At 62.1% G+C, this 25,566-nt stretch carries 20 protein-coding genes; 15 read left to right on the plus strand and 5 right to left on the minus strand.

Annotated features, from left to right (window positions below; all coding sequences use genetic code 11):
* Positions 1–13: 13 nt before the first annotated feature.
* The 7 genes from JQ863_RS06275 (at position 14) to JQ863_RS06305 (ending at position 12,162) form a co-directional block, all read left to right on the plus strand.
* Entirely contained in the window at positions 14–3,472 is a 3,459-nt protein-coding gene (locus tag JQ863_RS06275) for an indolepyruvate ferredoxin oxidoreductase family protein (RefSeq protein ID WP_204113453.1), read from the plus strand.
* Positions 3,469–4,500, plus strand: a complete 1,032-nt coding sequence (locus JQ863_RS06280) for a Glu/Leu/Phe/Val dehydrogenase (protein ID WP_204113454.1) — start codon at positions 3,469–3,471, stop codon at positions 4,498–4,500. The genes JQ863_RS06275 and JQ863_RS06280 overlap by 4 nt, the downstream gene beginning before the upstream one ends.
* A 12-nt stretch (positions 4,501–4,512) precedes the next feature.
* Positions 4,513–6,384 (plus strand): dihydroxy-acid dehydratase, encoded by a 1,872-nt coding sequence (gene ilvD, locus JQ863_RS06285; RefSeq protein ID WP_204113455.1) that lies wholly within the window; start codon positions 4,513–4,515, stop codon positions 6,382–6,384.
* 14 nt (positions 6,385–6,398) lie between these two features.
* Positions 6,399–7,346, plus strand: a complete 948-nt coding sequence (locus tag JQ863_RS06290; protein ID WP_204113456.1) for a 2-hydroxyacid dehydrogenase — start codon at positions 6,399–6,401, stop codon at positions 7,344–7,346.
* A 38-nt stretch (positions 7,347–7,384) separates the two neighbouring features.
* On the plus strand, positions 7,385–8,545 hold the full coding sequence (locus tag JQ863_RS06295) for an L-lactate dehydrogenase (protein ID WP_204113457.1): 1,161 nt from the start codon (positions 7,385–7,387) through the stop codon (positions 8,543–8,545).
* A 343-nt stretch (positions 8,546–8,888) separates the two neighbouring features.
* Positions 8,889–11,744: a PAS-domain containing protein gene (locus JQ863_RS06300; RefSeq protein ID WP_204113458.1), complete on the plus strand. Its 2,856-nt coding sequence runs from the start codon at positions 8,889–8,891 to the stop codon at positions 11,742–11,744.
* Positions 11,745–11,772: 28 nt separating this feature from the next.
* Positions 11,773–12,162, plus strand: coding sequence for a response regulator (locus tag JQ863_RS06305; protein WP_204113459.1), 390 nt, complete (start codon positions 11,773–11,775; stop codon positions 12,160–12,162).
* 41 nt (positions 12,163–12,203) lie between these two features.
* On the opposite strand, the gene JQ863_RS06310 is transcribed toward JQ863_RS06305, so the two are convergent.
* The 5 genes from JQ863_RS06310 to JQ863_RS06330 all read right to left on the minus strand — a co-directional run bounded on the left by JQ863_RS06310 (position 12,204) and on the right by JQ863_RS06330 (position 16,060).
* A complete protein-coding gene (locus JQ863_RS06310) occupies positions 12,204–12,551 on the minus strand; it encodes a zinc-binding metallopeptidase family protein (RefSeq protein WP_204113460.1) in 348 nt (115 codons plus the stop codon).
* A gap of 16 nt (positions 12,552–12,567) precedes the next feature.
* The gene (locus JQ863_RS06315; RefSeq protein ID WP_204113461.1) at positions 12,568–13,530 is read right to left on the minus strand and encodes a response regulator transcription factor; all 963 of its coding nucleotides are present in this window, start codon (positions 13,528–13,530) and stop codon (positions 12,568–12,570) included.
* A 141-nt stretch (positions 13,531–13,671) separates the two neighbouring features.
* Entirely contained in the window at positions 13,672–14,406 is a 735-nt protein-coding gene (locus JQ863_RS06320) for an amino acid ABC transporter ATP-binding protein (protein ID WP_338055494.1), read from the minus strand.
* Positions 14,403–15,233 (minus strand): amino acid ABC transporter permease, encoded by an 831-nt coding sequence (locus JQ863_RS06325; protein WP_204113462.1) that lies wholly within the window; start codon positions 15,231–15,233, stop codon positions 14,403–14,405. The genes JQ863_RS06320 and JQ863_RS06325 overlap by 4 nt, the downstream gene beginning before the upstream one ends.
* The gene (locus JQ863_RS06330; RefSeq protein ID WP_204113463.1) at positions 15,233–16,060 is read right to left on the minus strand and encodes an ABC transporter substrate-binding protein; all 828 of its coding nucleotides are present in this window, start codon (positions 16,058–16,060) and stop codon (positions 15,233–15,235) included. Before JQ863_RS06330 ends, JQ863_RS06325 begins: the two co-directional genes overlap by 1 nt.
* 286 nt (positions 16,061–16,346) lie before the next feature.
* On the opposite strand from JQ863_RS06330, the gene JQ863_RS06335 reads away from it, so the two are divergent.
* The 8 genes from JQ863_RS06335 to JQ863_RS06370 are packed head-to-tail and all read left to right on the plus strand — an operon-like array spanning position 16,347 to position 25,566.
* Positions 16,347–17,318 (plus strand): HAD family hydrolase, encoded by a 972-nt coding sequence (locus JQ863_RS06335; protein WP_204113464.1) that lies wholly within the window; start codon positions 16,347–16,349, stop codon positions 17,316–17,318.
* Between the two features lie 38 nt (positions 17,319–17,356).
* Positions 17,357–18,340 (plus strand): AAA family ATPase, encoded by a 984-nt coding sequence (locus JQ863_RS06340; RefSeq protein WP_204113465.1) that lies wholly within the window; start codon positions 17,357–17,359, stop codon positions 18,338–18,340.
* 13 nt (positions 18,341–18,353) lie between these two features.
* Positions 18,354–19,331 (plus strand): DUF58 domain-containing protein, encoded by a 978-nt coding sequence (locus JQ863_RS06345; RefSeq protein ID WP_239113219.1) that lies wholly within the window; start codon positions 18,354–18,356, stop codon positions 19,329–19,331.
* On the plus strand, positions 19,328–19,813 hold the full coding sequence (locus JQ863_RS06350) for a DUF4381 domain-containing protein (RefSeq protein WP_204113466.1): 486 nt from the start codon (positions 19,328–19,330) through the stop codon (positions 19,811–19,813). Before JQ863_RS06345 ends, JQ863_RS06350 begins: the two co-directional genes overlap by 4 nt.
* Positions 19,810–20,796 (plus strand): vWA domain-containing protein, encoded by a 987-nt coding sequence (locus JQ863_RS06355; RefSeq protein WP_204113467.1) that lies wholly within the window; start codon positions 19,810–19,812, stop codon positions 20,794–20,796. The genes JQ863_RS06350 and JQ863_RS06355 overlap by 4 nt, the downstream gene beginning before the upstream one ends.
* Positions 20,793–22,358, plus strand: coding sequence for a VWA domain-containing protein (locus JQ863_RS06360; protein WP_204113468.1), 1,566 nt, complete (start codon positions 20,793–20,795; stop codon positions 22,356–22,358). The genes JQ863_RS06355 and JQ863_RS06360 overlap by 4 nt, the downstream gene beginning before the upstream one ends.
* Positions 22,355–23,635, plus strand: a complete 1,281-nt coding sequence (locus JQ863_RS06365) for a BatD family protein (RefSeq protein ID WP_204113469.1) — start codon at positions 22,355–22,357, stop codon at positions 23,633–23,635. Before JQ863_RS06360 ends, JQ863_RS06365 begins: the two co-directional genes overlap by 4 nt.
* Entirely contained in the window at positions 23,632–25,566 is a 1,935-nt protein-coding gene (locus tag JQ863_RS06370; RefSeq protein ID WP_239113220.1) for a multiheme c-type cytochrome, read from the plus strand. The genes JQ863_RS06365 and JQ863_RS06370 overlap by 4 nt, the downstream gene beginning before the upstream one ends.

The following is a 25,566-nucleotide window of genomic DNA, read 5'->3' on the forward strand; positions in this document are numbered from 1 at the left end:
AGGAGATTTAACGATGACCCAGCACGTACCGACCAAACGCCTTGAAATGACGCTGGAGGACCGCCTGACGCAGGAAGAGGGCTGGGTCTACATGACCGGCATGCAAGCCTTGGTGCGTCTGCCGATTCAGCAGCGCAAGCGCGATGCGGCGGCGGGGCTGAACACCGGGGGTTACATCTCGGGCTATCGCGGCTCGCCCGTCGGCACCTATGACATGAGCCTGTGGCAGGCCGAGGCCGCGCTGAAGGAAAACAACATCGTCTTCCAGCCCGGATTGAACGAGGACATGGCCGCCACCGCGACCTGGGGCAGTCAGCTGGTCGGCCTGTTTCCCGGTGCGAAGGTCGATGGGGTTTTCTCGATCTGGTATGGCAAGGCACCTGGGCTTGACCGCTCGATGGACCCGATCCGGCATGCCAACCTTGCCGGGACCAACCCCAAGGGCGGCACGCTGTTGCTGGTGGGGGATGACCACGGCGCGAAATCCTCGACCCTGGCCTGCTATTCGGACCTGAGCTTTGCCTCGCTCGGGGCGCCGCTTCTGGCGCCGGCCAATGCGCAGGATGTCCTCGATTTCGGTCTTCACGGTATCGCGATGAGCCGATTCAGCGGTACGCTGGTGGGGATGAAGCTGGTCACGGACGTGGTCGAAGGCGGCGGCTCTGTCTATGTCGCGCCCGACAGCCCCGCAATCGTCATTCCCGAGGGTAACCCGGCGGAAACGGCCATCAAACCCTTTACGCCGATCCCCGAGCAGGAACGCCTGCTGTGGGATGTGAAGCTGAAGAAAGTGCTGGCCTATGCCCGCGCAAACCACCTGAACCAGCAAAGCGGTGCGGACAACGCCCGCATCGGCATTATCGCAGCGGGCAAGTCCTGGCAGGACTTGAACCAGTCTCTGGCCGGGTTGGGCTATCAGGATGGCAAGCTGGGCAATCTGCCCACGCGCCTGTTGAAGGTCGGCATGGTCTGGCCGCTGGATGACGAAGCGATCCGCGAATTCGCCAAGGGTCTGGACACGGTGATCGTGGTCGAGGAAAAGCGCCCGCTTCTCGAAGATCAGATCCGGGCGATCCTCTATGGCTCGGATCTTGCGCCGCGCATCGTGGGCAAGACCTTTGCAGGGCAGGCCTATGCCTCGGACTCGGCGGAATGTGCTTTTCCGGGCCATGGCGAGATCAACCCGAACCAGATCACGCAGGTTCTGGTGCGGGTTGCAAACGAAACCGACGCCGATGCCGGACTGTCCCTGCCCAACCCGCCCGAGCAGCCGCCGGCGCTGGGTGGCGGTGCGGTGCGTCTGCCGTCCTTCTGCGCGGGCTGCCCGCATGGCCGTTCGACTCAAGTGATCGATGGCAGCCGCGCGCTGGCCGGGATCGGGTGTCACACAATGGCGATGCTGCGCGACCCGATGAAGACCAACTCGGTCTCGCATATGGGCGGCGAAGGCGGCATGTGGCTGGGCCAGTTCCCCTTCACGGACGAAAAACACGTCTTTGCCAACATGGGCGACGGCACCTATTTCCACTCCGGCCTGATGGCCATCCGCGCCGCCATCGCTGCCGGTGCGCCGATGACCTACAAGCTGTTGCACAACGGGTTTGTTTCGATGACCGGCGGCCAGCCGCATGACGGCGAGATCAGCCCGGAACAGATGGTCGAGCAGTTGAAGGCCGAGGGTGTCGAGCGCATTGCGCTTGTCACCGACGAGACCGACAAGTTCGCGGGCAAGCCGTTCATCAGCGGCGGCGTAACCCTGCATCCGCGCACCGAGCTGGAACTGGTCCAGAAGGAACTGCGCGAGAAGCCCGGCGTGACCGTGCTGATCTATGACCAGCCCTGCGCCACCGAGCGCCGCCGTCTGCGCAAGCGCGGCAAGTGGGTCGACCCGGACAAGCGCGCCTTCATCAACCCCGCCGTCTGCGAAGGCTGCGGCGATTGTTCGACCGTGTCGGCATGTATGGCGATCGAACCGCTGGAAACCGAGTTCGGCCGCAAGCGCCAGATCAACCAATCCTCGTGCAACAAGGACTTTTCCTGTGTCGAAGGCTTCTGCCCGTCCTTCGTGACCGTGAGCGGCGCGCAGCCGCGCAAGGCCAAGGCATCGGATGCCGCGATCGACGTCAGCCATCTGCCAATGCCGTCCGCCCGTCCCATCGACGGTTCATGGTCGGTTCTGGTTTCCGGGATCGGTGGGGCAGGGGTCGTGACTGTTGGTCAGACGCTGGCCGTGGCCGCCCATGCCGATGGCTACTATTCCTCGAACCTCGACATTACCGGGCTGGCGCAGAAATACGGTGCGGTGCATAGCCACATCAAGATTGCCCTGTCGCCGGAAGACATGCGCGCCACGCGTATCGCAGCGGGCGAGGCGGACGCGCTGATTGGCTGCGACCTTGTTGTTGCCGCGGGCGACGAGGCACTGTCGAAGCTGACTCCGGGAAAATCGGTTGCGGTAACCGACACAACCGTCGTGCCCACGTCCGAGTTTTCGAAAAACCCGGATTGGCAGTTGAACGGCGACGAGCAGCTTGAGCGTCTGGACCGCGTTCTTGGCGACGCGGCACGAGGCATGGATGCCCAGCACCTGGCGGAAAAGATCATGGGCGACCGGGTCTTTGCCAACATGCTTCTGATGGGCGCGGCTTGGCAGCAGGGGGGTATTCCGCTGTCGATGGACGCCATTCACCGTGCGATCGAACTGAACGGTGTTGCGGTTGAAAAGAACAAGCGCGCATTTGACCTTGGCCGTCTGGCCATGGCCGACCCGGAGGCGGCGGCGAAGCTGGCCGGTGACGATGCGCCCATCCTTCTGGATGCGCGCCGCGAGACGCCGCTGGACGAGGTGATCGCGATCCGGGTTGAGCAACTGACCGCCTACAAGGACGCCGGGTTCGCGAAGCGCTACACGGACATGCTGGCGCGCGTGAAAGCCGCCGGATTGGACGAGGCCGCACAGCGGGCCGTCGCCAAAGGGTATTACAAGCTCATGGCGGTCAAGGACGAGTGGGAGGTCGCGCGCCTCTACACCCGGCCTGAGTTCAAGAAACAGCTGGAAGAAAGCTTCGAAGGGGACATGGACCTGACCTTCTATTTCGGTGCGTGGCCCTATGGCGGCACCGATCCCAAGACCGGCAAGGCGGTCAAGGGGGCGGTCAAGGGCAAGACGGCGATGCGGTTCTTTGGCTTGATGAACCGGTTCCGCAAACTGCGCGGCACGGTTCTTGATCCCTTCCGCAACAATGCCGAGGCAAAACTCGCCCGCAAACTTTTGGCCGAATATGAGGCCGATATCGACTTTGCTCTGGAAAACTGGACCGACACAACGGCCACCACACTCACGGAACTTCTCGACCTCCCAGAGCATATCCGCGGCTATGGCCATGTGCGTGAACGTCACGCCGAGGCCGCCGCAAAACGCCGGGAAGAGCTGAAAACCGCCATTCAATCGCCCGAGGCGCAGGTCGCATGAGCGTGTTCGACCATATCGAATATGACGGCCATTTGCGTATCACGCATGTCACGGATGCCGACACCGGGCTGCGCGCGGTCCATGCCGTGCATCGGACTGTGAACGGCATGTCGGGCGGTGGGATCCGCTTTCGGCCATATGCAAGCGATGACGAGGCGCTGACCGACGTGCTGCGCCTGTCCAAGGCGATGAGTCAGAAGTTTGCGCTGGCCGGGATTCCCGTTGGCGGTGGCAAATCGGTGATCATCGGCGATCCTGCACAGCTCAAGACACCCGCGCTTCTGGCGGCCTATGGGCGCTATATCGAAGGTCTGAACGGGCTTTATGTGGGCGGGCCTGATGTCGGGACCAACGCCGAGGACATGACCGAGTTGGCCCGCAGCACGCGTTACGTCACCGGGCGCGCCGACCAGTCGGGGTCAACCGCGCTGCCGACGGCGCTGGGTTGTATGGCGGCAATGAAAGCGACCGTGCAGGCCGCCTTTGACCGCGAGGGGTTCGATGGGCTGCGCGTCGCGGTGCAGGGCGCCGGTGGTGTCGGTGGCGAACTGGTCAAAATGCTGATCCGGGACGGCGCCACCGTTCTGGTTGCCGATATCGATCAGGCCGCGCTGGCAAATGCGCGTGCGGCAGGCGCTACCGTGGTTTCGACCGAGGACATCCTGACCGCCGATGTCGATCTCTTGTCGCCCAACGCCATGGGCGCGGTGCTGTCGCCCGAGACCATCCCCACGATCCAGGCCCAAGCGATCTGTGGCTGTGCCAACAATCAACTGGCCACCCCGGACTGCGCCGATCTTTTGACTGCGCGCGGGATCCTGTGGGCCCCTGACTATGTGGTCAGTGCCGGAGGCGCCATTGACGGCTGCAAGGATGCCGGGCTGATCACTCCTGAAGAACGCGATGCCAAGATCGACGGCATTGGCGAAACGCTTGCCGCAATCTTTGCGATTGCCACCCAAGACAACATGACAACCGACGCTGCCGCCCAGTTGCTCGCGCAGCGGCGGATGTCGGAAAATGCATAAGGAATTGCTGCCATGAAGCTGAGATCAGACAAGGTTACCGTTGGACACATGAACACCGGCGTGCGCGCCCTGATGCGTGCAACGGGAACGCTGCCGGAAGAGTTCGGCCGACCGATCATCGGCATTGCCAACTCGTTCACCGAAATGGTGCCGGGGCATGTCCACCTTCAGGCGCTGGGTCGACTGGTGGCCCGCGAAATCCGCAAGGCCGGCGGGGTCCCCAAGGAATTCAACACGATTGCCGTGGATGACGGTATCGCCATGGGTCACGAGGGGATGATGTATTCCCTGCCAAGCCGTGAGATTATCGCGGACGCGGTGGAATACATGGCCAACGCCCACGCCATCGACGCGCTGATCTGCCTGTCCAACTGTGACAAGATCACCCCGGCCATGCTGATGGCCGCCAACCGTCTGAACATTCCGACGATCTTTGTTTCGGGTGGGCCGATGGAGTCGGGCAAGTTCGACTATCGCGGCAAGCACATGAAGATCGATGCCATCGACACGATCTATGTCGCGGGCGCCGCGGATGCGACCCAGGAAGAGATCGATGCCGTTGAAGAAAACGCCTGTCCGACCTGCGGGTCCTGCGCGTTGATGGGGACCGCGAACTCGATGAACTGCCTGACCGAGGCACTGGGCATGGCGTTGCCGGGGAACGGCACGATCGTCGCCACGCATACCGACCGCGAAGACCTGTTCAGGAAGGCCGCGCATCGCATCGTCGAGATGTCCTATGCCTATTACCGTGACGGTGACGACAGCGTGCTGCCGCGCTCGATCTGTTCGCGCGAGGGGCTGGAGAATGCCGTGCGCATGACCATGGCCATTGGCGGATCGACCAACACGATCCTGCACCTTCTGGCCGTGGCTCAGGAATCCGGCGTCGAATTCACCATCGACGATTTCGACCGGATCAGCCGGACAACGCCGTGCCTGTGCAAGGTCTCGCCGTCCGCGCATGAGGTATTTATCGAAGACATGCATCGCGCCGGGGGCGTGATGGCCGTGGCCAGCGAATTGCTGAAAGCGGGGCTGTTCAATGGCAACAACCCGACCGCGCTGGGCAAGCCGGTCGCGGAATATTGCGGCGACTGGGACATCACCAACCCCGGCAACGCCGAGGCGCAAGAGCTGTTTTCGGCCGGTCCCGGCGGCATCCGCTCGATCAAGGCGTTTTCTCAGTCGAGCCGGTTCAAATCGCTGGATACAGACCGAGAGAACGGCGTGATCCGCAGCGCCGAACACGCCTTTACCAAGGACGGCGGTCTGGCGGTTCTGCGTGGCAACCTTGCACCGGACAGCTGCGTGGTGAAATCGGCGGGTGTGCCGGATGTGCTGTGGAAATTCCGAGGCACCGCAATTGTCAGCGAGAGCATGGAAGAGGCGCTGGAGAAGATCCAGGACGGCACCGTGAAGGAAGGCCACGTCGTCGTGATCCGCTACGAAGGTCCGCGCGGCGGGCCGGGTATGCGTGAGATGCTGACGCCGACCGGTTTGCTCAAGGCCCGCGGGCTGGGCGACAAGGCTGCTCTGATCACGGACGGCCGTTTCTCTGGCGCGACCTCTGGCCTGTCGGTCGGACACGTTTCGCCCGAGGCCGCCGCGGGCGGTGTGATCGCACTGGTGCAGGATGGCGACCCGATCGAGTTCGACATTCCCAACCGCAGCGTCACCCTTGATGTGCCGCAAGAGGAACTGGACCGCCGCCGCGCCGAGATGAACGCCCGTGGCGACAAGGCATGGCGCCCCACGTCGCGTGTGCGCGATGTGTCGACCTCGCTGCGTGTCTATGGGTTGATTGCGGCTTCTGCCGACAAGGGGGGCGCGCGCGATACCGAACGCCTTGCCCGCCTCGAACGCCTTTCCGCCGAAGGATAATCAGGAGACCCGACATGGACCACGTCGTCGCCCTTTCCCGTCCGCTTCCCTTGCCCGAGATTCCCTTGGGTGAGGATACACTTCGCTTTCAACCTGTCGCCGCCGCGTCCGAGGTGTCTGCCGGCACCCGTATCTATGGCAGCACCGCGCTTGATCCGGTGGACCGTGCGGCCATCGAAGCGCTGCCCGACAGTGTCAAGCTGATCGCCAACATCGGTGTCGGTTTCGACAATGTCGACCTTGAGGCTGCCGCCGATCGGGGTATCACGGTCTCGAACACGCCGACGGTGACCGAAGACACCGCCGACCTCGCCTTTGCCCTGATCCTGGCGGCCTGTCGCCGGGTAGGAGAAGGCGAGCGTTTCCTGCGCGAAGGGCAGTGGAAGGATGCGCAATCCGCGCCGCCGCTGGGTGTGCGAGTGCACGGGCAGACGTTGGGTCTGGTCGGGTTCGGTGCGATTTCCCGTGCTGTGGCCCGCCGCGCCAAGGGGTTCGGGATGGAGATCATCTATACCGACCTGGCCCAGATGACGGATGCGGAACAAGAGATCGGCGCGCGCTATGTCGAAAACCTGCATGACATGCTGGCGCAGGCGGATATCGTTTCGATTCACACGGTTCTGACGCCAGCGACCCGCAACCTGATCGACGCCGATGCGCTGGCGGCGATGAAAAAGGGAAGTGTCCTGATCAACGCCGCGCGTGGCGGGATCGTCGATGAAATCGCTCTGTGCAACGCGCTGGAAAGCGGACATCTGGCCGGTGCCGGTCTCGATGTATTTGACGGGGAACCCTCGGTCCGGCCCGAGCTTCTGGCCCGCAACGATGTGGTTCTGACGCCGCATATCGGCAGCGCCACGGGCGCATGCCGGACCGATATGGTCCAGTGCTTCGTCGGCAACGTGGCCGCCTTCCTGACGAAGGGGCAGCCACTCAACCCGGTTCCGATGCCGCAGCGGTAACCCCTTAGCGATCCAGAAAGTAACGCGAAATGCCAACGATGAACCTTGTTCCCGTCACGACCGAAGACTACCGCCGGATCGCTGAACGAAAGCTGCCCCGCTTCCTGTTCGACTACATCGACGGCGGCGCCTATGGCGAGGTCACCCTGCGCCGGAATGTCAGCGACTTTCAGCGCCTATCGCCGCGCCAGACGGTCATGTGCGATGTTTCGGGTGTGGATACGTCGACAACCATCGCCGATACCCCGGCCGCGCTTCCTGTGGCGCTGGCGCCGGTCGGCATGTGCGGTATGTTCGCGCGCCGGGCCGAGGTTCAGGCCAAGCGCGCCGCAGATCGCGCAGGCGTTCCATTCACCCTGTCCACCGTGTCGATCTGTTCGCTGGAAGAAGTGGCCGGTGTCTCTGACATTCCGTTCTGGTTCCAGCTTTACATGCTGCGCGACCGCGAGGTGGTGAAAGAAATTCTGGAGCGGGCCTGGGGCGTCGGCGTGCGCACCCTGGTGTTCACCGTCGACCTTGCGGTTGTCGGGGAACGGTATCGCGATACGCGCAACGGCATTGCCGGGGGCGCCAACGCCTGGGGCCGGCTTCGGTCGGGGCTGCTGTCCTACCTCAGCCATCCGAGCTGGCTTGTGGACGTCGGGATCAAGGGCAAGCCGCATCTGTTTGGCAACCTGTCGACCTATGTGCCCGCCGCGACAAATGTCGCGGAATACCGCGAATGGGTGGAAAGCCAGTTCGACGCTTCGGTCACCTGGAAAGACATCGAGTGGCTGCGCGACATCTGGAAGGGCAAGCTGATCATCAAGGGCGTTCTGACCCCGGAAGATGCCGAAAGCGCCGTCAACGCGGGGGCCGATGGGGTTGTCGTGTCGAACCACGGCGGTCGCCAGCTGGATGGGGTCGCCTCCAGCATCTCGGCGCTGCCCGCGGTGGTCGAGAAGTTGGCGGATCGGGCCGAAATCATCATGGACGGTGGCGTGCGCAGCGGCCTTGACGTGTTCCGCGCCCGGTCACAGGGCGCAAGCGGGGTTATGATCGGCCGTCCCTGGGCCTTTGCCGTTGCTGCCCGAGGCGAACAAGGGGTCGTCGACCTGCTGTCGGCCTTCAAACGAGAGGCCACGGTTGCGATGGCCCTGTCGGGCGTGACCCGTATGGACCAGGTGACCAGCGACCTCGTGAACATCGACCGAGGGTAGACGGGCCAACCGCCGAATGCCGAGACAGCCCTTCTGTCGGAGGATTGATCCCAAGATCAATCCAGGGGCCGTCGCTCCTGTCAGGACATAAGGCGTTGGCGTGACCTCTTGGATTTGACCTTGCCGATACGCGTGGTATTGGTGAGGCAATAACACGTGCAGGCACCGAGCAGACTTCCAGCCAAATGATCCCATGTCCAACTTTGACCGTCACTGAACGCGCCGGTTGCAGGTCCAGCGACCCGCACCCGGAACACGGTTCTGAAAGTGCGGGCAAGAGATGGGTTCCCCGGGTGGAAGTTTTGTGCAAGGATGTGCGTATAAGTTGAGCAGGTGACAGCGGGTGCAGATCGGAAAGACGTTTGCCTTTGGATATCTACTGGTTCTCGTGACCTTCGCGTCGGTCGGGCTGGTCACGGAGCGTCTGAGTTTTAGAGATTACCTCAGCACTCAGCGCAGCGAAGTCTTTGACCAGGTTGTGCCATTTGCTGACCACGTATCGGTGAACCTGACCCGAAAACAGCTGGCGGCACGCGGGCTGGCGGGTGCGATCGAACTGAACTCGGATATCAGCCAGGAAGATTTCAGCATCCAGGCAGCGCGGATTCTGCATTCTGACGATGCCGTCGTGAATATTGCGATTGTGCGTGATCTGACGCTGACCCATGTTCATCCTCTCGAGGAAAACGCCGGGGTTCTTGGGCGCAGTCTGGCCGAAGTTCCGGCACAGGTCGCCGCAGTCGAACGCGCGAAGCGGGAGCAACAGGTCATACTGGATGGCCCGACGCGACTGCTTCAGGGATATGACGGCTATGTGATCCGAGAGCCAATCCTGGTGTACTCGGGCGACGATCAACCGCCGCTTTTCCGTGGGGTGGTATCGGTGGTGATGTCGGCCGAACAGTTTTACCAGCAGGCGGGCATGGACGCCTTCGCCAAACGCTTCGACTTTGCCATCCGCCGCAAGCCGTCTGACGTGACAACGGGGCAGGACATCTACGGAGACCAAGCGCTTTTTGGCACGGACGCCATTCAGATTGAACTGCAAGCGCTTTCCGAAACCTGGCAAGTTGCAGCGTTGCCTATCGGTGGTTGGGCGACGATTTCGCCCCATGCCCGCAATATCATGTCATTCTGGCTGGTTGCCGGGCTTCTGGCCTGCGGCGTCTATCACTCGATCATGACTCTGCGGCTGCGCAATCAGATGATGGCACGGCGGCTTTCAAATGCGGTTGCGGCGCTGCCGGACGGGTTTGCCCTGTTTGATTCCGAAGACCGGCTGGTCCTGTTTAATGAAAAGTTCCGCGAAATCTACAAGGGTGCGTCTTCAGCGATTGTAGAAGGGGCGACGTTTCGGGAAATTCTCGAATACGGGTTGACCAAGGGGCTTTACCAGGAAGCCAAGGGACGGGAACAAGAATGGCTTGAGACCCGACTGTTGCAACACAAGCAGGCCGATGGCGCAATTGCTCAGGCGCTGAGTGACGGCAGGCATCTTCGCGTGATCGAAACACGCACCCCCGATGGCGGCCGCGCCGGGATCTGGACCGACAACACCGAGTTGGTGCAAAGCCGTGAGCGGGCGGAACTGGCCGAGCGCCGGTTCAAGGATGCCATTGAAGCGCTGCCATTTGGCTTCTGGCTGTATGACGCCGATTTCCGCCTGCTGATGATAAACTCCGCCGCGCGCGCGATGTATCCTCGCAGCAGCGGCTATGTGCAGCCAGGCGAGAAACTTGAAGACCTGCTTCGGAAGGGGATCAGCAAAGGGCAGTATCCCGATGCCATTGGCCGCGAGGAAGAGTGGCTCAAGGAACGGATGGACATGTTCTTTGCCCAGTCCGGGGCCATAGAAGAAACCACCGCTGAAAACCTGCACCTGCGCGGTGAAAACCGCCGTACCAGCGAAGGGGGGATGGCCTCCTTCCGCGTCGACGTGACGGACCTCAAGCGGCAGGAAGAGGCGCTGACAAAAGCAAATGCCGAACTGACCGAGGCGCTTGCCGAGCGAGACGAATTGCAGGAACGGTTCCGCGATTTGTCGGACCTGTCGGCAGAGTGGTTCTGGGAAGTCGATGCCGACGACAGGATCGTCTTTATCTCCGAGGGGTTCTCTCGGTCGACGGGCATTCCGGTCGAAACCTTGTTCGGCAAGCGCCGCAGCGATCTGTTCGACGTCGGAGCCAAGGGTGAAGCACGCGACGAACGTGACCGGGTCCGCAGTGCACTGTCTCAGCGGCGCGGCTTTTCAAATTACATCACCAAGTTCACCGATGGCAGCGGCGCACCGATCTGGATGAGCACTTCGGGACGGCCCAAGTTCGGTTCGGACGGCGAATTCCAAGGGTATCGCGGTGTTTCGTCCAATGTAACTTGGATCTATTCCTCCATGCGCGCGGCGCAGGAAGCGGATCAGTCCAAGACCGACTTCCTGAACTCGGTCAGCCACGAATTGCGGACACCTTTGACGGTGATGCTGGGCTACAATGCCTTCCTCACCAAACCAGAGTTTTTACCGGCCTACCGCGAGCTTGAGGCTGAGGTCAGCGCAGTTGCATCGGAAGACCTTGAAACAAAGGCCGGCGCATTCAGGGACGAAGTGGTCAGGCTGGCCGAGCGCATTGGCAGTTCCGGCAATCAACTGATGCAACTGATCGTGGATATCCTCGACCTGTCCAAGATCGAGGCCGACACGATGCGCATTGAACGGGCCAAGGTTCAGCCGGTTCCCGTGGTTGAAAGCGTGTTGAGCGAGCTGAAGTCGCTGCATCCCGACAGCAAGGTGACGATTACCGAGAATGTCGACGACGCCCCGCTTTGGTGCGATGAACTGCGGTTCCGGCAGATCCTGATTAACCTGGTTGGCAACGCGCTTAAATTTACCGAATCCGGGGAAATCTCGGTCAAGTCTCGGCCGGTGGGGGACATGATCCAGTTTGAGGTCAAAGACACCGGAACAGGTATCCCGCAAGAAGCACTGCCGAATATTTTTGAACGGTTTGTGCAGGCCGACACGTCCCAAGAGCGCAATAGCACAGGCCTGGGGCTAGGGCTGGCGATCACCCACGAACTGGTCAAATTGCATGGCGGTTCTATCTCGGTGAGCAGCGAAATGGGCGTGGGAACCGTGTTCAAGTTCACCCTGCCACGCTGGGACACGGCGCGGGACGGAAATGGTGAAGTAAACGATAGAGAGTGACGCGAAACTCAGCTTGGAGGACAAGCAATTGCTTAAAACGATTTTGCATGTTGAAGACAACGCCGACATTCGCGATCTGGCGAAGATTTCCTTGGTCAGCGTGGGTGGATACGAGCTTTATCAATTCGAAAGCGGAGAAGCTGCGCTTGCGGCGGCCCCCGACTTGACGCCGGACATCATTCTGCTGGATCTCATGATGCCGGGAATGAATGGTGAAACGACCTTGAAGGAGCTGCGCAAGATTCCCGGTTATTGGGAGATCCCGGCGGTTTTCCTGACCGCTCGGGCGGCGCAATCGGACTATGACAAGCTACGGGAACTCGGGGCGGCGGATGTTATTGTAAAGCCGTTCAACCCCATTGAGTTGCCTTCGCAAGTGGCCGAAATCTGGAATAAGTGTCAGCAAACCGCCGGCTAGGGCGAGCTAGGAATGGCGGTTGTGCCCGCCTGAATATCCGATCAGAATTCGATCAGATCTTCCATCATGTCCAGGACAGTCTCGATCTCGTCCTCCAGATCACTGGGCAGACTGATCGGATCCCCTGCACGCAGCAATCCCTTCACGCGCATGTCCAGATCACCCGCAGCATCGCCCAGCTCACCAAAGCCAATGCCGCCAGCAACGCCGCTGATCTTGTGGATTTCGAAAGCAATTTTGTCCAGCCCCGCCCGCAGCGTCGCCGAACTGCCAAGAAGCTTCTTCGCTTCTTCAATTTCATTGATCACATAGACCAGATCGCCGGAAAAACTGCGGCGCACCTCTGCAAGCGCCTTTGCAATCTCGGGCGGGATATCTTGTGTCATCATGTTCAAATCAATGACGTCAACCGGCTCTCAGGTCAATCCAGGATTTCGACCGCATTTGAGCTGAGGGCGCGACAAGGGCTTCGGTCGCGCGCTGAACAAGCCGAACGGGATCGCTGCCAAAGAACGAAGAGTTTACCTGTTCTCCGGTGCGGATCGTGATGCCGCCTGCACTTTGGTCGTCAAATTCCAAAACCTCTTGAAGGTCGGCATTCACCTGATCGCGGATGGCTTCTGAATCCAGGTTGTTCACACGCGGAACCACCAGGACGAAGATGCCGCTTCCGAGATAGGAAATCATCGTCTCGGTGCCGCGGGTTGCCTCGAACAGCGCATCTGCGACTTCGGTCAGAAGGTCATAGAATTCCGTCGGGCTGTTGTGGGCATAAAGGGCCGAGACGTTCTCGATCGCCACGCCGATCGCGGCAAAACGGAATCGTGTCCCGCGCGACAGCTGCAACATATAATTTTCAAGCGCGAGCGCATTCAGAACCCGCGGAATGCCCGCAATCGTCACCGCCTCGTCAAGATCGAAGCGGCGGTTCTCTTCGACCTGGACCATCAGGGAATGGGCGGTACGTTCCGACTCCTGGCGCCGCAGGGCTTCGGTGCGCAGTGTAAAGGCGACCCGCAGTCGCGCGCCGAGTTCGCACACGTCGAACGGCTTGGTCAGGTAATCGGTGGCACCGGCGGCGAAGGCTTCATCGATATAGACCTTCTCCTTCATTGCCGTCAGCATCATGATCGGAGTGTTGGAGTATTGGCGCGACGACCGGATCGTCCGGCACAGCTCGATCCCGGTGACCTGCGGCATCTGGATGTCGAGAAGGAAGCACTCATAGGGTGTGGTCGCGGCGGACATCATCTCAAGCGCTTCTTCTGCACCAAGCGCGAAATCCACATCGGTATACCCGAGACTGCTCAGGGTGCCGTCCAACATGTGGATGATTAGCGGATCGTCATCAACTGCCAGTATCTTCATCGACTAACCTACTCAATACGCTCATACAGCGGTTTTTGTTTGGTGCGCGTTACTCTGGGTTGTATCGAGGAATTGTGTCCAAATTAAGATTTGTCAACGCGATCTGCGGTATTTTTAAGGAATTTTGACAAGAATGGCGGCTTACCGCCGACGCAATACGCGTGACAGAAAATCCTGCGTGCGCGGTTGCGTCGGGGCGTCGAAAATCTTGTCGGGATGCCCCTGTTCGATGATGCGACCTCGGTCCAGGAAGCAGACATGATCGGCGACGCTTTGGGCGAAATCCATTTCATGTGTGGCCAGGATCATGGTCATTCCCTCGCGCTTGAGCGTTGTCAGCACTTCCAGAACCTCGCCAACAAGTTCAGGATCAAGGGCCGATGTGATCTCGTCGAACAACATGATCTCGGGGTTCATGGCAAGGGCGCGCACAATGGCAACCCTCTGCTGCTGGCCGCCGGACAGCTGGTCGGGATAGTGATCCATCCGGTCGCCCAGACCAAAGCGTTCGAACAGGGCGGAAACCTCGGGGAGAAGCGCATCGCGCGACTTGCCGTGGACCCGGCGCGGGGCGAGCATGACGTTCTCTGCCGCCGTCATGTGCGGAAACAGGTTGAAGGATTGGAACACGATGCCGATCCTTTGGCGGATCGGCTGCGGGTCCAGGGCTGGTGCGGCAATGTCCTGTCCGTCAAGCCAGATGGCGCCATCGTCCAGCGGTTCCAACAGGTTAATGCAGCGCAGGATCGTCGATTTGCCGGAACCCGACGCTCCGATCAGACAGACCATCTGGCCCTCTGCGACATCGAGGGAAATGTCGTCCAGAACCAGAGTGTCGCCGAAGGACTTTCGCAGGTTTTCCAGTCGAAGTTTCACGTGCGCGCCCTGTTTTGCTTGGCAATCAGATGATCGGCCAGACGGGTTGCGGGAACCGTGACCACGAGAAAGATCGCCGCGGCCACGACATAAGGCGTGAAATTCGCCAGAAGCGACTTGAACACCCCGGCCTGACGAAAGATCTCGACCGGGCCGATGAAGGACAGAAGCGCCACGTCCTTTTGCAGCGCGATCAGCATGTTCATCTGCGCCGGGATGACCCTGCGAATGGCTTGGGGCAGCACCACGAAACGCATCGCATCAGCACCGCTCAGACCAAGTGACAGCGCGGCGTTGCGCTGAGAGGCATGTACGCTTTCGATCCCCGACCGAAAAATCTCGGCAACATAAGCCGCATAGGTCAACACCAGCGCCAGCGTGCCCCATATGTAAGGGGAGTTCCACGGGCGGGGCAGGCCAAGGCCGGGAATGCCAAACCCGATCAGGTAGACCACCAGCACAACAGGCACGCCGCGGAAGATGTCGGTATAGACGATTCCGAACAACCGCAGCGGGTAGAGTACCGGGTTGCGCACATCACGCGCCAGCGCGATCGCCAGCCCCAGAACCGCGATCAGGGGCGCGGACCAGGCAAAGATCGCCACGTCCAGAAGAAAGGCGTTCAAGAGCTTGGGAAATGTCTTGGCAATAACCTCGGCATTGAAAAAGCTCTGTTGAACACGCTCCCAGCCCGGTGCACGCGGCACCAGAACGACAATTGCCAGCAGCACGGCCAGTGTGGAACTGGCCGCGACAAAAAGCGACCGACGCCGCAATCTTTTTTCGTATTCCTGGCGACGTGTCACGCCGCCTTGATTGCCCGCCATTACTCGATGACGGGGACGCCGGTGGTTTCGGACAGCCAGGTGGCTTCGATTTCCGCCAGTTTACCGCTTGCGGTGAGCGCGGTGATCGCCTCGTCAACGCAGGTTTTGATTGCCGCGCCATCTTCCATCAACAGACCGAACTGGTCGGGGTTGTCCGTGCGGTCGGCCGGGAACTGACCAAGGATCGCGCCGTTTTCGACCACGACTGCAGCCAGATAAAGCGCGGTGGGCAGATCAAACAGCGCCGCGTCGATCTGGCCCGCCTGTATTGCGGCGGTGACATCCGTGTTGTCGTTATAAAGCAGCGGGTCACTGTCGGGCGCAACAAGGTCCATCAGCATCGGAACTGCGGTGGTATTGGCATCCGCGCCCCATTTCAGCGTTTTCAGCCCCTCAAGCGTCGCGGCCGCGCCGCCATCAATCACGGCCTGTGTGGTCACGACGGCCATCGCCGAAGTATAATATGGCAGAGAGAAATCAACGACCTTCTCGCGATCCGGCGTGATCGAGAATTGCTGAAGGTTGAAATCAAAACTCTTGGCGCCCGGTTGGATCGACTCGTCAAACCCGGCGCGCACCCATACGACGTCGTCGGCGGCAAATCCCATTTCGGCGGCGATGGCATAGGCAACGGCGGCCTCGTAGCCTTCGCCTTTTTCCGGCGCGTCGTCGATCACCCAGGGGAAATAGGCCGGGTTGCCCGTGGCGATGGTCAGTTTGCCATCTTCCAGCGTCTTGCCGGCGGCACAATCCCCGGCTGCAATGGCGGGGCTGGCGGCGAGGCCGGCAATCAGGCCAAGCGATGCAACGGAAAGACGTAGGGACATGGGACACTCCTGTTCATTGGACCGCCATAACTGAATTGGTTTTTTGACAAATGTCCAGCCCGGGTTTCCGTCTGACCCAGGTGGGGCAGGGGGCGGCAAATACATGCCTGATTGTGCAGCAGTCAGAACATGCATTGTCTTGGTCCGAAACCGGGATACATTCTTCGCAAACGTCCGGGTGGATTTCCCCGGTGGACGTGAAAGCTGTGCGATTCCAGCGAAATTGCACAAGAGACGAAATGTCGGGGCCATGTGGCGTGACGGTGGATTTGAAAGGAACTGATTTATGAAAAAACTGATTTTGGCTCTGTTTTTGGCGGCAACGCCCGCGCTGTCCGATCCCCTGCCGTCCTGGAATGAAGGGGCGAATAAATCGGCCATCATTTCATTTGTCGAGACTGTGACCGATCCCGACAGCGCGGATTACGTGACACCGTCGGCCCGCATTGCGGTCTTTGACAATGACGGCACGCTTTGGGCGGAACAGCCGGTCTATTTCCAGTTGATCTTCGCGGTTGAACAGGTCGCCGAAATGGCCGCGGCGGATCCGTCGATTCTGACCACGGACGCACTCAGGGCGGCGGCTGCCATGGACTATCACGCACTTGCGGAAACCGGCGAGGAAGGTCTGATCGAGGTCGTGCGCGCCTCGCATTCGGACGTGCCGCTGGACGAGTTCATGGACAATGTCTCGTCCTGGCTGGACCAAGCGCGCCACCCGACGACCGGAATGCGCTATGACGAGATGATCTATCAGCCGATGCTGGAACTTCTCACCTATCTGCGGGACGAGGGCTTTTCGACCTATATCGTCTCGGGCGGCGGTGTGCAGTTCATCCGCGCCTTTGCCGAGGACGCCTATGGCATCCCGCCGGAACAGGTGATCGGTTCGTCCGTGACGTCGCGCTACGAGGTGGTCGATGGCGTGCCGCAGATCATCAAGGGGGCGGACCTTTTCTTCGTCGATGACAAGGCAGGCAAGCCCGTCGGCATCATGCACCACATCGGACGGCGTCCGATTCTGGCGGCGGGGAATTCGGACGGGGATTTCCAGATGTTGGAGTTCACAACGGGCGGCGATGGCGCGCGGCTGGGGCTGATCGTGCATCACACCGACGCGGAACGGGAATTCGCTTATGACCGCGAGGGTCATGTCGGAGTTCTGAACCGGGGTCAGGACGAGGCCGCGGACCGGGGCTGGCTGCTGGTCGATATGGCGGATGACTGGGCCAAGGTCTTTCCCGTGGCGCCGAAGTAAGGCGCCACGAGACCTCTGACACCACAGGAGAGAAGAACATGACCGCACGGGACGAGATCGAAACCCTGCGCGGGCTGATGGGCGAAGCCATCATCGGCCAGCGCGAGGTGATCGACCGATTGCTGATCGGCCTCTTGGCAAATGGCAACCTTCTGGTCGAGGGGTTGCCGGGCCTGGCCAAGACCCGCGCGATCAAGGCGCTGGCGAAAAACCTGGATTGCGAGTTCAGCCGCGTCCAGTTCACCCCGGACCTTCTGCCGTCGGACGTGACCGGCACCGAGGTCTATTACCAATCCGACAAGGGATCCGAGTTCCGGTTTGAACCGGGGCCGATCTTTGCCAATATCGTCCTTGCCGATGAAATCAACCGCGCCCCTGCCAAGGTGCAGGCGGCATTGTTGGAGGCGATGGAGGAACGGCAGGTCACCGTGGCGGGCACCAGCCACAGAATGCCGCCGCTGTTCATGGTGATGGCGACCCAGAACCCGATTGAACAAGAAGGCACATATCCCTTGCCCGAGGCCCAGATGGACCGTTTCCTGATGCACGTCCTGATCACCTATCCCCCGGTCGAGGACGAGGTCGAGGTGATCCGCCTGGTGCGCAGCGAAGAGGCCCGCGCCACCGCGCAGTCGGGGGGCAAATCGAAGAAAAAGGTCACGATCTCTCAGGATGTGGTCTTCGACGCCCGGCGCGAGATCGTGGCGATCCATGTCTCGGACGCGATGGATCGCTACATGGCCGATATCGTGAATGCGACCCGGTTTCCCGACGCTTTCGGTCCCGACCTGAAGCGTTGGATCGAGGTCGGCGCCAGCCCGCGCGCCTCGCTCGCGCTGGACAAATGCGGGCGGACCCATGCGTGGTTGAACGGGCGCGATTACGTCGACCCGGTCGATATCCGCGCCATCGCACCGGATGTGCTGCGCCACCGTCTGGGCCTGACCTATGAGGCGCAGGGCGAAGGTGTCACCCCCGACCGCGTGGTCGAGGAGCTTTTGTCCCAGGTCGCGTTGACATGAGCATCGCGGGCTGATGGATCGGGCCGCGCGCATAAGGACAGGCACCTTTCCCGCCAGTCCCGATGATCCTGCAGCCGACCATCGTGTGTCGGTCAGCCTGGCACATCTGCGCCAGCTTGAGGGGCGTGCGCGCTCGTTGTCCTTCCTGCCGCGCCAGCCCGTCGGCAGCGCGTTGAACGGCCGTCACGCCTCGCGGATGCGGGGGCGGGGGCTGAATTTCGAAGAGTTGCGCGAATACCTGCCTTCGGATGACGTGCGCTCGATCGACTGGAAGGTCACGGCGCGCACTGGCAAGGCCCATGTGCGTGTTTTCACCGAGGAACTGGACCGCCCGACCCTGATTGTCGTGGACCAGCGCATGTCGATGTTCTTCGGCTCGCTCCACATGATGAAATCCGTGACCGCGGCGGAATGCGCGGCGCTGGCCGCCTATCGCATTCTCGATCAGGGCGACCGGGTCGGCGGGATCGTCTTTGGCGACACCCATATCGCCGAGATCCGCCCCCAGCGCAGCCGCGTCGCGCTGAACCGCTTTCTGACCGCAATCGCGGATGCCAACAGCCTGCTCAGGGCCGATGCACCCAATGTCGCCCCGATGAGCCTGAACCAGGTCCTGCAGTCGGTGCGCCGGATCGCACCACGCAATCACCTGATCCTTGTGTTTTCCGACTTCGACGTGATCGACGGCCTGACGCACAAGCTGATTTCTGCCCTGTCGCGCAAGAATGACCTTGTGCTTGGACTGGTCTCGGATCCGATGGCGGACGAGATCCCGCAAGGGCTGCGCATGGTGATCTCTGACGGCGTCATGCAGGCCGAAATCAACACCGGCGACAAGGAGATGCACCGCGACTTAACGGATATGGCGCGGGGGCGTCTGGCCACGGTGCATGACTGGCAGCGCAGTCTGGGCGTGCCGGTCCTGCCCCTGTCGACGACCGAGGACAGCCTGCCGCAGATGCGCCGCCTGATGGGGCTTGGGCCGGTATGAGCAACCAGACCAAAGACGCCCCGGTCACGCTGGCCGACCTTATCGACCAGCTGGTTCCTCCAGCTGAGCCACCGGCGATTTCGATGGTGCCGCAGACGGCAGGCTGGGCGGTGCTTGGCGCGGCGGTTCTCGTTGCTCTGGCCTATGGCGGCTGGCGTTGGCTGGCCCATCGTCGCGAAAACGCCTATCGGCGGCACGGGCTGGCCGCACTTGCTGACGCGGGCAATGATCCCGGCCGGATCGCAGAGGCCCTGCGGCGCACCGCGCTGTCGGGCTTTCCCCGAACAGAGGTCGCCAGCCTGTCGGGCGACGACTGGTTGCGGTTTCTCGACAGAACCGGCGGGTTTCCCGCAGAACCGGGCCGCCTTGTAACCCAAAGCCCGTATCGTGCGCCCGTTGACGCGCCGCCCCCGGACGTGACCGCCTTGCGCGAGGCCGCGGCAAACTGGATCAAGCACCATCGACGCGAGGGGGTGGCATGATCTCTTTCGCCGCGCCCTGGGCCTTGGTCCTCTTGCCGCTGCCATTCGTGGTGTGGCGGTTCTTTGCTCCCCGGCGCGAACGCGTCCCGGCGCTGCGCTTTCCCTTCTTCCGCCAGATCGTGACGGTCGGTCAGGTCGAGGCGGCGGCGGGGTCGGTCATCCTGCGCCGCACGCGGTTGCAGATGGCGGTTGCGGTGCTGGTTTGGGCGATGCTTGTCGTGGCGCTCACGCAGCCCGCCCGCCTTGGCGCGCCGGTAGAACTGACCAAGTCAGCACGCGACGTTGTGCTGGCCATCGACATCTCGGGTTCGATGGACACGGTCGATTTCGAGACCGCCTCTGGCGAGCGGCTGCAACGCCTGCAAGCTGTCAAAAACGTGGTTGGCGAATTTGTCGCCAACCGGTCCGGCGACCGGGTGGCGTTGATTGTCTTTGGTACCCGCGCCTTCCTGCAGGCGCCCCTGACCGCCGACCTGACCACGATCGAGGACCTGCTGAACCAGACCGAAGTGGGGATGGCCGGGCCGCATACTGCCATCGGAGACGCCATTGGCCTTGGCATCCGCACCTTCGAAGTCAGTGAGGTTGACCAGCGGCTGATGATCCTTCTGTCAGATGGCGCTGACACCGGCAGCCGGATGAGCCCGCTCAACGCTGCCGAGATCGCGGCCTCGAAAGGGGTGGAGATCCACACTGTCGCGGTGGGTGACCCGGCCGGGGCAGGCGAAAACCGGGTTGATGTGGCCGCGCTGGAAGGGATCGCGCAGCGGACCGGGGGCGGTTCCTTCTTTGCCTCCGACGTGGCGGGGTTGGCCGACGTCTATGACCGCATCGACGCGTTGACACCCCGGCTGGTCGAGACGGTCAGCTATCGTCCCAAGACCGCATTGGCGGGCTGGTTCCTTGCGGTGGCTGCGGTGCTGGGGCTGCTGGCGATGACTGTCCTGACCTATGGCCGTATCCGGCAGGGGGATGCGGCATGAACGAGGCCATCCTCACCGATCTGGCCCTGGCGCTTGAGGCGTTTCATTTCCTGCGGCCTTGGCTGTTGCTGCTGGTGCTGCCTCTGGTCGTTCTGTGGTGGCTCAATCGCCGTGCCGCGACGAAAGAGGATGCCGATATGCCCGGTCTTGCGCCGCATCTGCGCGACGCGCTTCTGGTCGGTGACCGGGGACGGGGCAGGATTTTGGCCATCGACCATGCGACGGCGGTTCTGCTGTGCTGCGTGATCGGCGCTGCGGGGCCAAGCTGGACCCGGCAGGTCGACCCGTTTCTTGCCCAGACCGGCCCCTTGGTGATTGCGCTGGAAGTGACGCCCTCGATGACCGCGCCCGACCTGCCGCCCAGCCGACTGGAGCGGGCAAAGTTCAAAATCCGCGACCTTCTGGCGCTGCGCAATGGCGGGCGCACGGCGCTGGTTGCCTATGCCGGAACCGCGCATCGCGTGCTGCCTCTGACCGAGGATCCGGACGTGATCCTGCCCTATCTCGAAGGGCTGACGCCCGAGATCATGCCGCAAGAGGGCAACAACGCCACGGTTGCACTCGATCTTGCCGCGACGATCCTGGAAACCGAAACCGCCGGTGCGATCCTGTTCGTGACCGATGGGATCGAGACGGTGGACCTTGCCGCCTTGAACGGGGCAGGTGGGGCTGAAACGGTCGCGGTGCTGGCCATGCTGCCCGACGGGGTCGACGACCGTGGACTGGACCAGTTGGGCAGCCGCCCGGTTGTGCGCGCGACGCCGGACAATGCCGATATCGACCGCCTGGACCGATTGTTGAACGCCGACTATCGTCGAGCGCTGTTGCAGGATTCCGACCAGCCGTGGGAGGACCGAGGCTGGTGGCTGGCGATCCCCGCGGCGCTTCTGGCGCTGTTCTGGTTCCGGCAGGGTTGGACCATGCGCTGGTCGGCGCTTTTGCTGGCGCTGTCCATAATCCCCGCTGCCCCGGACAAGGCGCGGGCCGATGGGATTGCCGATTGGTTCCTGACCCCGGATCAGCAGGGATATCTTGCCTATCGCGGCAAGGATTTCAGCCGCGCGGCCGACCTTTTTGCCGATCCCATGTGGAAAGCCTATGCGCTTTACCGTTCAGGGCGCTACGAAGAGGCGATCGAGGTTGCCAGCCGGCTCGACACGCCCGAGGCCGCGTTTTTGCAGGGCAATGCCCATATCCGGTTCCGCCAATACCGTGACGGGGTCCGCGCCTTTGAAGTCGCGCTGGACCGTGACCCGGATTTCCCCGGTGCGGCGGAGAACCTTGAGCTTGCCCGCGAGATCGTCGCCTATGTCGAGGATGCGCGCGAAGCGTCCGATACCGGCGAGGAACGCGGCATCGGCGCTGACGACGTGGTCTTTGACAACGAGGAAGGCCGAGGGGCGGAAACCCAAACTGACCGTCAGCCACGGGGCGACGACCAGATACTTACAACCGAGCAATGGATGAACACCGTCGACACCAGCACCGGCGATTTCCTGCGCTCTCGCTTCCTGTTCGAGTCGGTCAACAACGCGGGTGCATCAGGGGGGCAGGGGGAATGATCCGCGTCCTTGCCCTGATATTTGCCTTTTGCGTCGCGACTGGCCTTGCGGCGCAGGAGACCGTGCGACCCGAGGTCCGGGTCGAGCTGTCAGAGTCCGAGACCATCCCCGGTCAGGCCGTTGATTTGCGTGTCACCATTCTTGTGCCGACATGGATGACCCAACCGGTCGTTTTTCCCAGTTTCGAACTGATCAACATGATCGTGCGCCTGCCCGACCGGGCCACGACCCCGGTGACCGAACAGGTCGGCGGAGTCGCCTGGTCCGGGGTATCGCGGCGCTATCAGGTGTCGCCCATGGTGCCGGGACGCTTTGTCTTTCCCGAGCAAGAGGCACTTGTCACCTGGGCCGACCCCGAGACCAACCAACCCCGCGAAGACCGGGTCACTATCAGTTCGGTCGAACTGCTGGGCAAAGTGCCGGCAGGGGCCGAGGGGCTGGACCCGTTTCTTGCTGCGACCGGGCTGACCCTGACCCAGACCATCGAGGGTGCCGAAGCGCCGCTGTTGCCGGGCGACAGCGTCACCCGCAAACTTGTGGCCAAGGTAGAAGGCACGTCTCCTGTCTTTCTGCCTCCGCTGCTGAAGCCGGAACAGATCGAGGGCGTATCGATCTACCCGTCCGAACCCGTGCTTGAGGAAAAGGTTCAGCGCGGCGAGATCAGTGGCAGCCGCACCGAAAGCGTGACTTACCTGGCGCAATCCGGTGGCGGCGGGCAGGCGGATGCGGTTTCGATCCAATGGTTCAACCTCGACACCGGCAAGATCGAGACGGCGGTGGTTGATGCGGTCCCGCTGGCGGTCGATGCGCCTTTTGCCAGCGACCGATCCCGCCTGTCGCCCCAAATCCTGGTGCTTTTGGGGGGTGGGGCGCTTGTGCTGATTGCAGTTTTGCTTCTCCTGCGCCGTGTCATATGTCGGCGCGTGGTCGAATGGCAGGCAGTTCGCAGGGCGCGCTACATGGCCTCGTCCCGGTTTGGCCGCGACAAGGCGCTTGCCGCGTGCAAGGGGCGTGACCTTGCCGGGGTAATGGCCGGGCTGGACCTGATCACGGCGCGCGCCGTAACAATCGACGCGACTTCCCAGGCACGGGTGCGCAACGCGCTGACCGCTCTTGGGGCCGCAACCTATGGCGACGGGGCTGGCGATCAGAACGCCGCATGGGGCGCGCTTGAACAGGCCATCCGCGGCCTGAAGATTGACATGCCAGCGAAAACCCGCGCGGATGGGCTTGCGCCTTTGAACCCGGTCCAACACGACAACAAGAGCTTTTCATGATCCGCGTCCTTGCCATGCTTGCCGTTCTCATGACCGACATCATCTTCCCCGCCGCCGCACAAGAAGCGCGGCCCGGGCAGTCGGGGGCAGGATATGTCGGTTCCGAAACCTGTATCGCTTGCCACGAAAAGGCGGGCGCGGCCTGGACGCAGTCGCATCACGCCAAGGCCTGGACCAAGGCCAGCGCCTCCAATGTGCTGGCCGATTTCAACGGCACCGACTATGCCCATGACGGGGTGTTTTATCAGTTTTCCGAAGCTGACGGGCAATACAGTGTCCGCATCATCGGAGCCGATGGTACGGTCAACGAATATGTAGTTCATTCCGTCGTCGGCATCGCGCCCCTGCAGCAATACCTGATCGAGACCGAGCCGGGGCGGTTGCAAAGCTTCGACGTGGTCTGGGACGTCGAGAAGGGCGGGTGGTTCCACCTCTATCCCGATCAATCCCTGCCGCCGGACGACGGTTTGCACTGGTCCGGCCCATACAAGAACTGGAATGCCCGCTGCGCCGAGTGCCATGCCACCGGGTTCCAGAAACGCTATTCCCCGGCGCGTGACACTTACGCGTCATCCCAGGCCGAGATCGGGGTCGGCTGCGAAGCCTGTCATGGCCCCGGATCCGAGCATGTGGACTGGACCAAAACCAGTTTGCCCGCGCCCAAGGGCTACGGGTTCTCGATGGATTTCGCCAGTGCCGGGACGCAAGAAACAATCGCGCAATGCGCCGGTTGCCACTCGCGGCGCGAACCATTTGGTGCCGGCAACCCGGTGCCCGGCACCCCCTTTGACGATGCCTATGGCCTCGCCATCCTGAGACCCGGCCTCTACCACGCCGATGGTCAGATTCTGGACGAGGTCTATGTCCACGGATCTTTCCTGCAATCGAAAATGTATGCCAAAGGGGTGGGTTGCATGGATTGCCACGATGCCCACAGCGGCGCACCCAAGGCCGAGGACAACACGGTCTGCACGCAATGCCACTCACCCGCAGGAAACCCGGATTTCACCAGCCTGACGTTGAAAGACTATGACAGCGCCGACCACCATTTCCACCCGAAAGGGTCGATCGGGGCCGAGTGCAAAAGCTGCCACATGATCGAGCGGGTCTATATGGGCAACGACGGGCGGCGCGACCACAGTTTCCGCATCCCGCGCCCGGACCTGTCGGTGGAGCTGGGCACGCCGAATGCCTGCAATGACTGCCACGATGACAAAGGCGCGGAATGGGCCGCTGCCGAGATCGCCAAACGCTATCCAAACGCGGCCAAACGGCCGCATTTCGGCCGGGCGCTGGCGGCAGGGCGCGCAGACCCGGTGGCCGCACGCGATCCGCTTCTGGCGCTGTCGCTGGATGGAGATATGCCGGGGATTGCCCGCGCAACCGCGCTGTGGCTGCTGTCGCAGGTGCCGCACAAGGAGGTTGCGGACACAGTCGCGCCTTTGTTGCGGGACGCTGACCCGCTGGTGCGGGCGGGGGCGATCTCGGTCCAGCGTGGCGCGATGCCCGAGGTGCGCGCACAGCGAATGGGCAAGCTTCTCGACGATCCGCTTCGAATGGTGCGGATCGAGGCGGCCAAGACATTTCTCGATGCCCCCGCCGACCGGCTGACCGTGAACACCAAGGCCTCGCTGCAAAAAGCGATGGCAGAATGGCGTGCCACGCTTCAGGCGCGGGCCGATTTCCCCGAAACGCACATGGTTCTGGGCGGCATGGCGCTGACGATGCGCAACACACGGGCGGCCGAGGGCGCGTTTCGACAGGTGGTCCGCATGGATCCCCAGCGCGAAGATGCCTGGGTCATGCTGGCCCGGATCGCGATGGTGGCCGAGGGCCGCGACAAGGCGACGTCGGTGATTGATGAGGCGATGGCGATCCTGCCCGACAGCGCGGCCCTGGCCGAGGTCCGCGCGCAGGTCGCGGCGAACTGA

This window comes from Shimia biformata (assembly GCF_016888515.1).
GTDB classification, from domain to species: Bacteria; Pseudomonadota; Alphaproteobacteria; order Rhodobacterales; family Rhodobacteraceae; genus Shimia_A; species Shimia_A biformata.

What these genes read in the sequence shown, in the direction of transcription:
- JQ863_RS06350 (WP_204113466.1), top strand. Translation starts at nt 19,328, where the DNA reads ATGAGCAACCAGACCAAAGACGCCCCGGTCACGCTGGCCGACCTTATC.
- JQ863_RS06290 (WP_204113456.1), top strand. Translation starts at nt 6,399, where the DNA reads ATGGACCACGTCGTCGCCCTTTCCCGTCCGCTTCCCTTGCCCGAGATT.
- JQ863_RS06365 (WP_204113469.1), top strand. Translation starts at nt 22,355, where the DNA reads ATGATCCGCGTCCTTGCCCTGATATTTGCCTTTTGCGTCGCGACTGGC.
- JQ863_RS06315 (WP_204113461.1), bottom strand. Translation starts at nt 13,530, where the DNA reads ATGAAGATACTGGCAGTTGATGACGATCCGCTAATCATCCACATGTTG.
- ilvD (WP_204113455.1), top strand. Translation starts at nt 4,513, where the DNA reads ATGAAGCTGAGATCAGACAAGGTTACCGTTGGACACATGAACACCGGC.
- JQ863_RS06355 (WP_204113467.1), top strand. Translation starts at nt 19,810, where the DNA reads ATGATCTCTTTCGCCGCGCCCTGGGCCTTGGTCCTCTTGCCGCTGCCA.
- JQ863_RS06335 (WP_204113464.1), top strand. Translation starts at nt 16,347, where the DNA reads ATGAAAAAACTGATTTTGGCTCTGTTTTTGGCGGCAACGCCCGCGCTG.
- JQ863_RS06360 (WP_204113468.1), top strand. Translation starts at nt 20,793, where the DNA reads ATGAACGAGGCCATCCTCACCGATCTGGCCCTGGCGCTTGAGGCGTTT.
- JQ863_RS06280 (WP_204113454.1), top strand. Translation starts at nt 3,469, where the DNA reads ATGAGCGTGTTCGACCATATCGAATATGACGGCCATTTGCGTATCACG.
- JQ863_RS06325 (WP_204113462.1), bottom strand. Translation starts at nt 15,233, where the DNA reads ATGGCGGGCAATCAAGGCGGCGTGACACGTCGCCAGGAATACGAAAAA.
- JQ863_RS06295 (WP_204113457.1), top strand. Translation starts at nt 7,385, where the DNA reads ATGAACCTTGTTCCCGTCACGACCGAAGACTACCGCCGGATCGCTGAA.
- JQ863_RS06340 (WP_204113465.1), top strand. Translation starts at nt 17,357, where the DNA reads ATGACCGCACGGGACGAGATCGAAACCCTGCGCGGGCTGATGGGCGAA.
- JQ863_RS06330 (WP_204113463.1), bottom strand. Translation starts at nt 16,060, where the DNA reads ATGTCCCTACGTCTTTCCGTTGCATCGCTTGGCCTGATTGCCGGCCTC.
- JQ863_RS06345 (WP_239113219.1), top strand. Translation starts at nt 18,354, where the DNA reads ATGGATCGGGCCGCGCGCATAAGGACAGGCACCTTTCCCGCCAGTCCC.
- JQ863_RS06310 (WP_204113460.1), bottom strand. Translation starts at nt 12,551, where the DNA reads ATGATGACACAAGATATCCCGCCCGAGATTGCAAAGGCGCTTGCAGAG.
- JQ863_RS06275 (WP_204113453.1), top strand. Translation starts at nt 14, where the DNA reads ATGACCCAGCACGTACCGACCAAACGCCTTGAAATGACGCTGGAGGAC.
- JQ863_RS06370 (WP_239113220.1), top strand. Translation starts at nt 23,632, where the DNA reads ATGATCCGCGTCCTTGCCATGCTTGCCGTTCTCATGACCGACATCATC.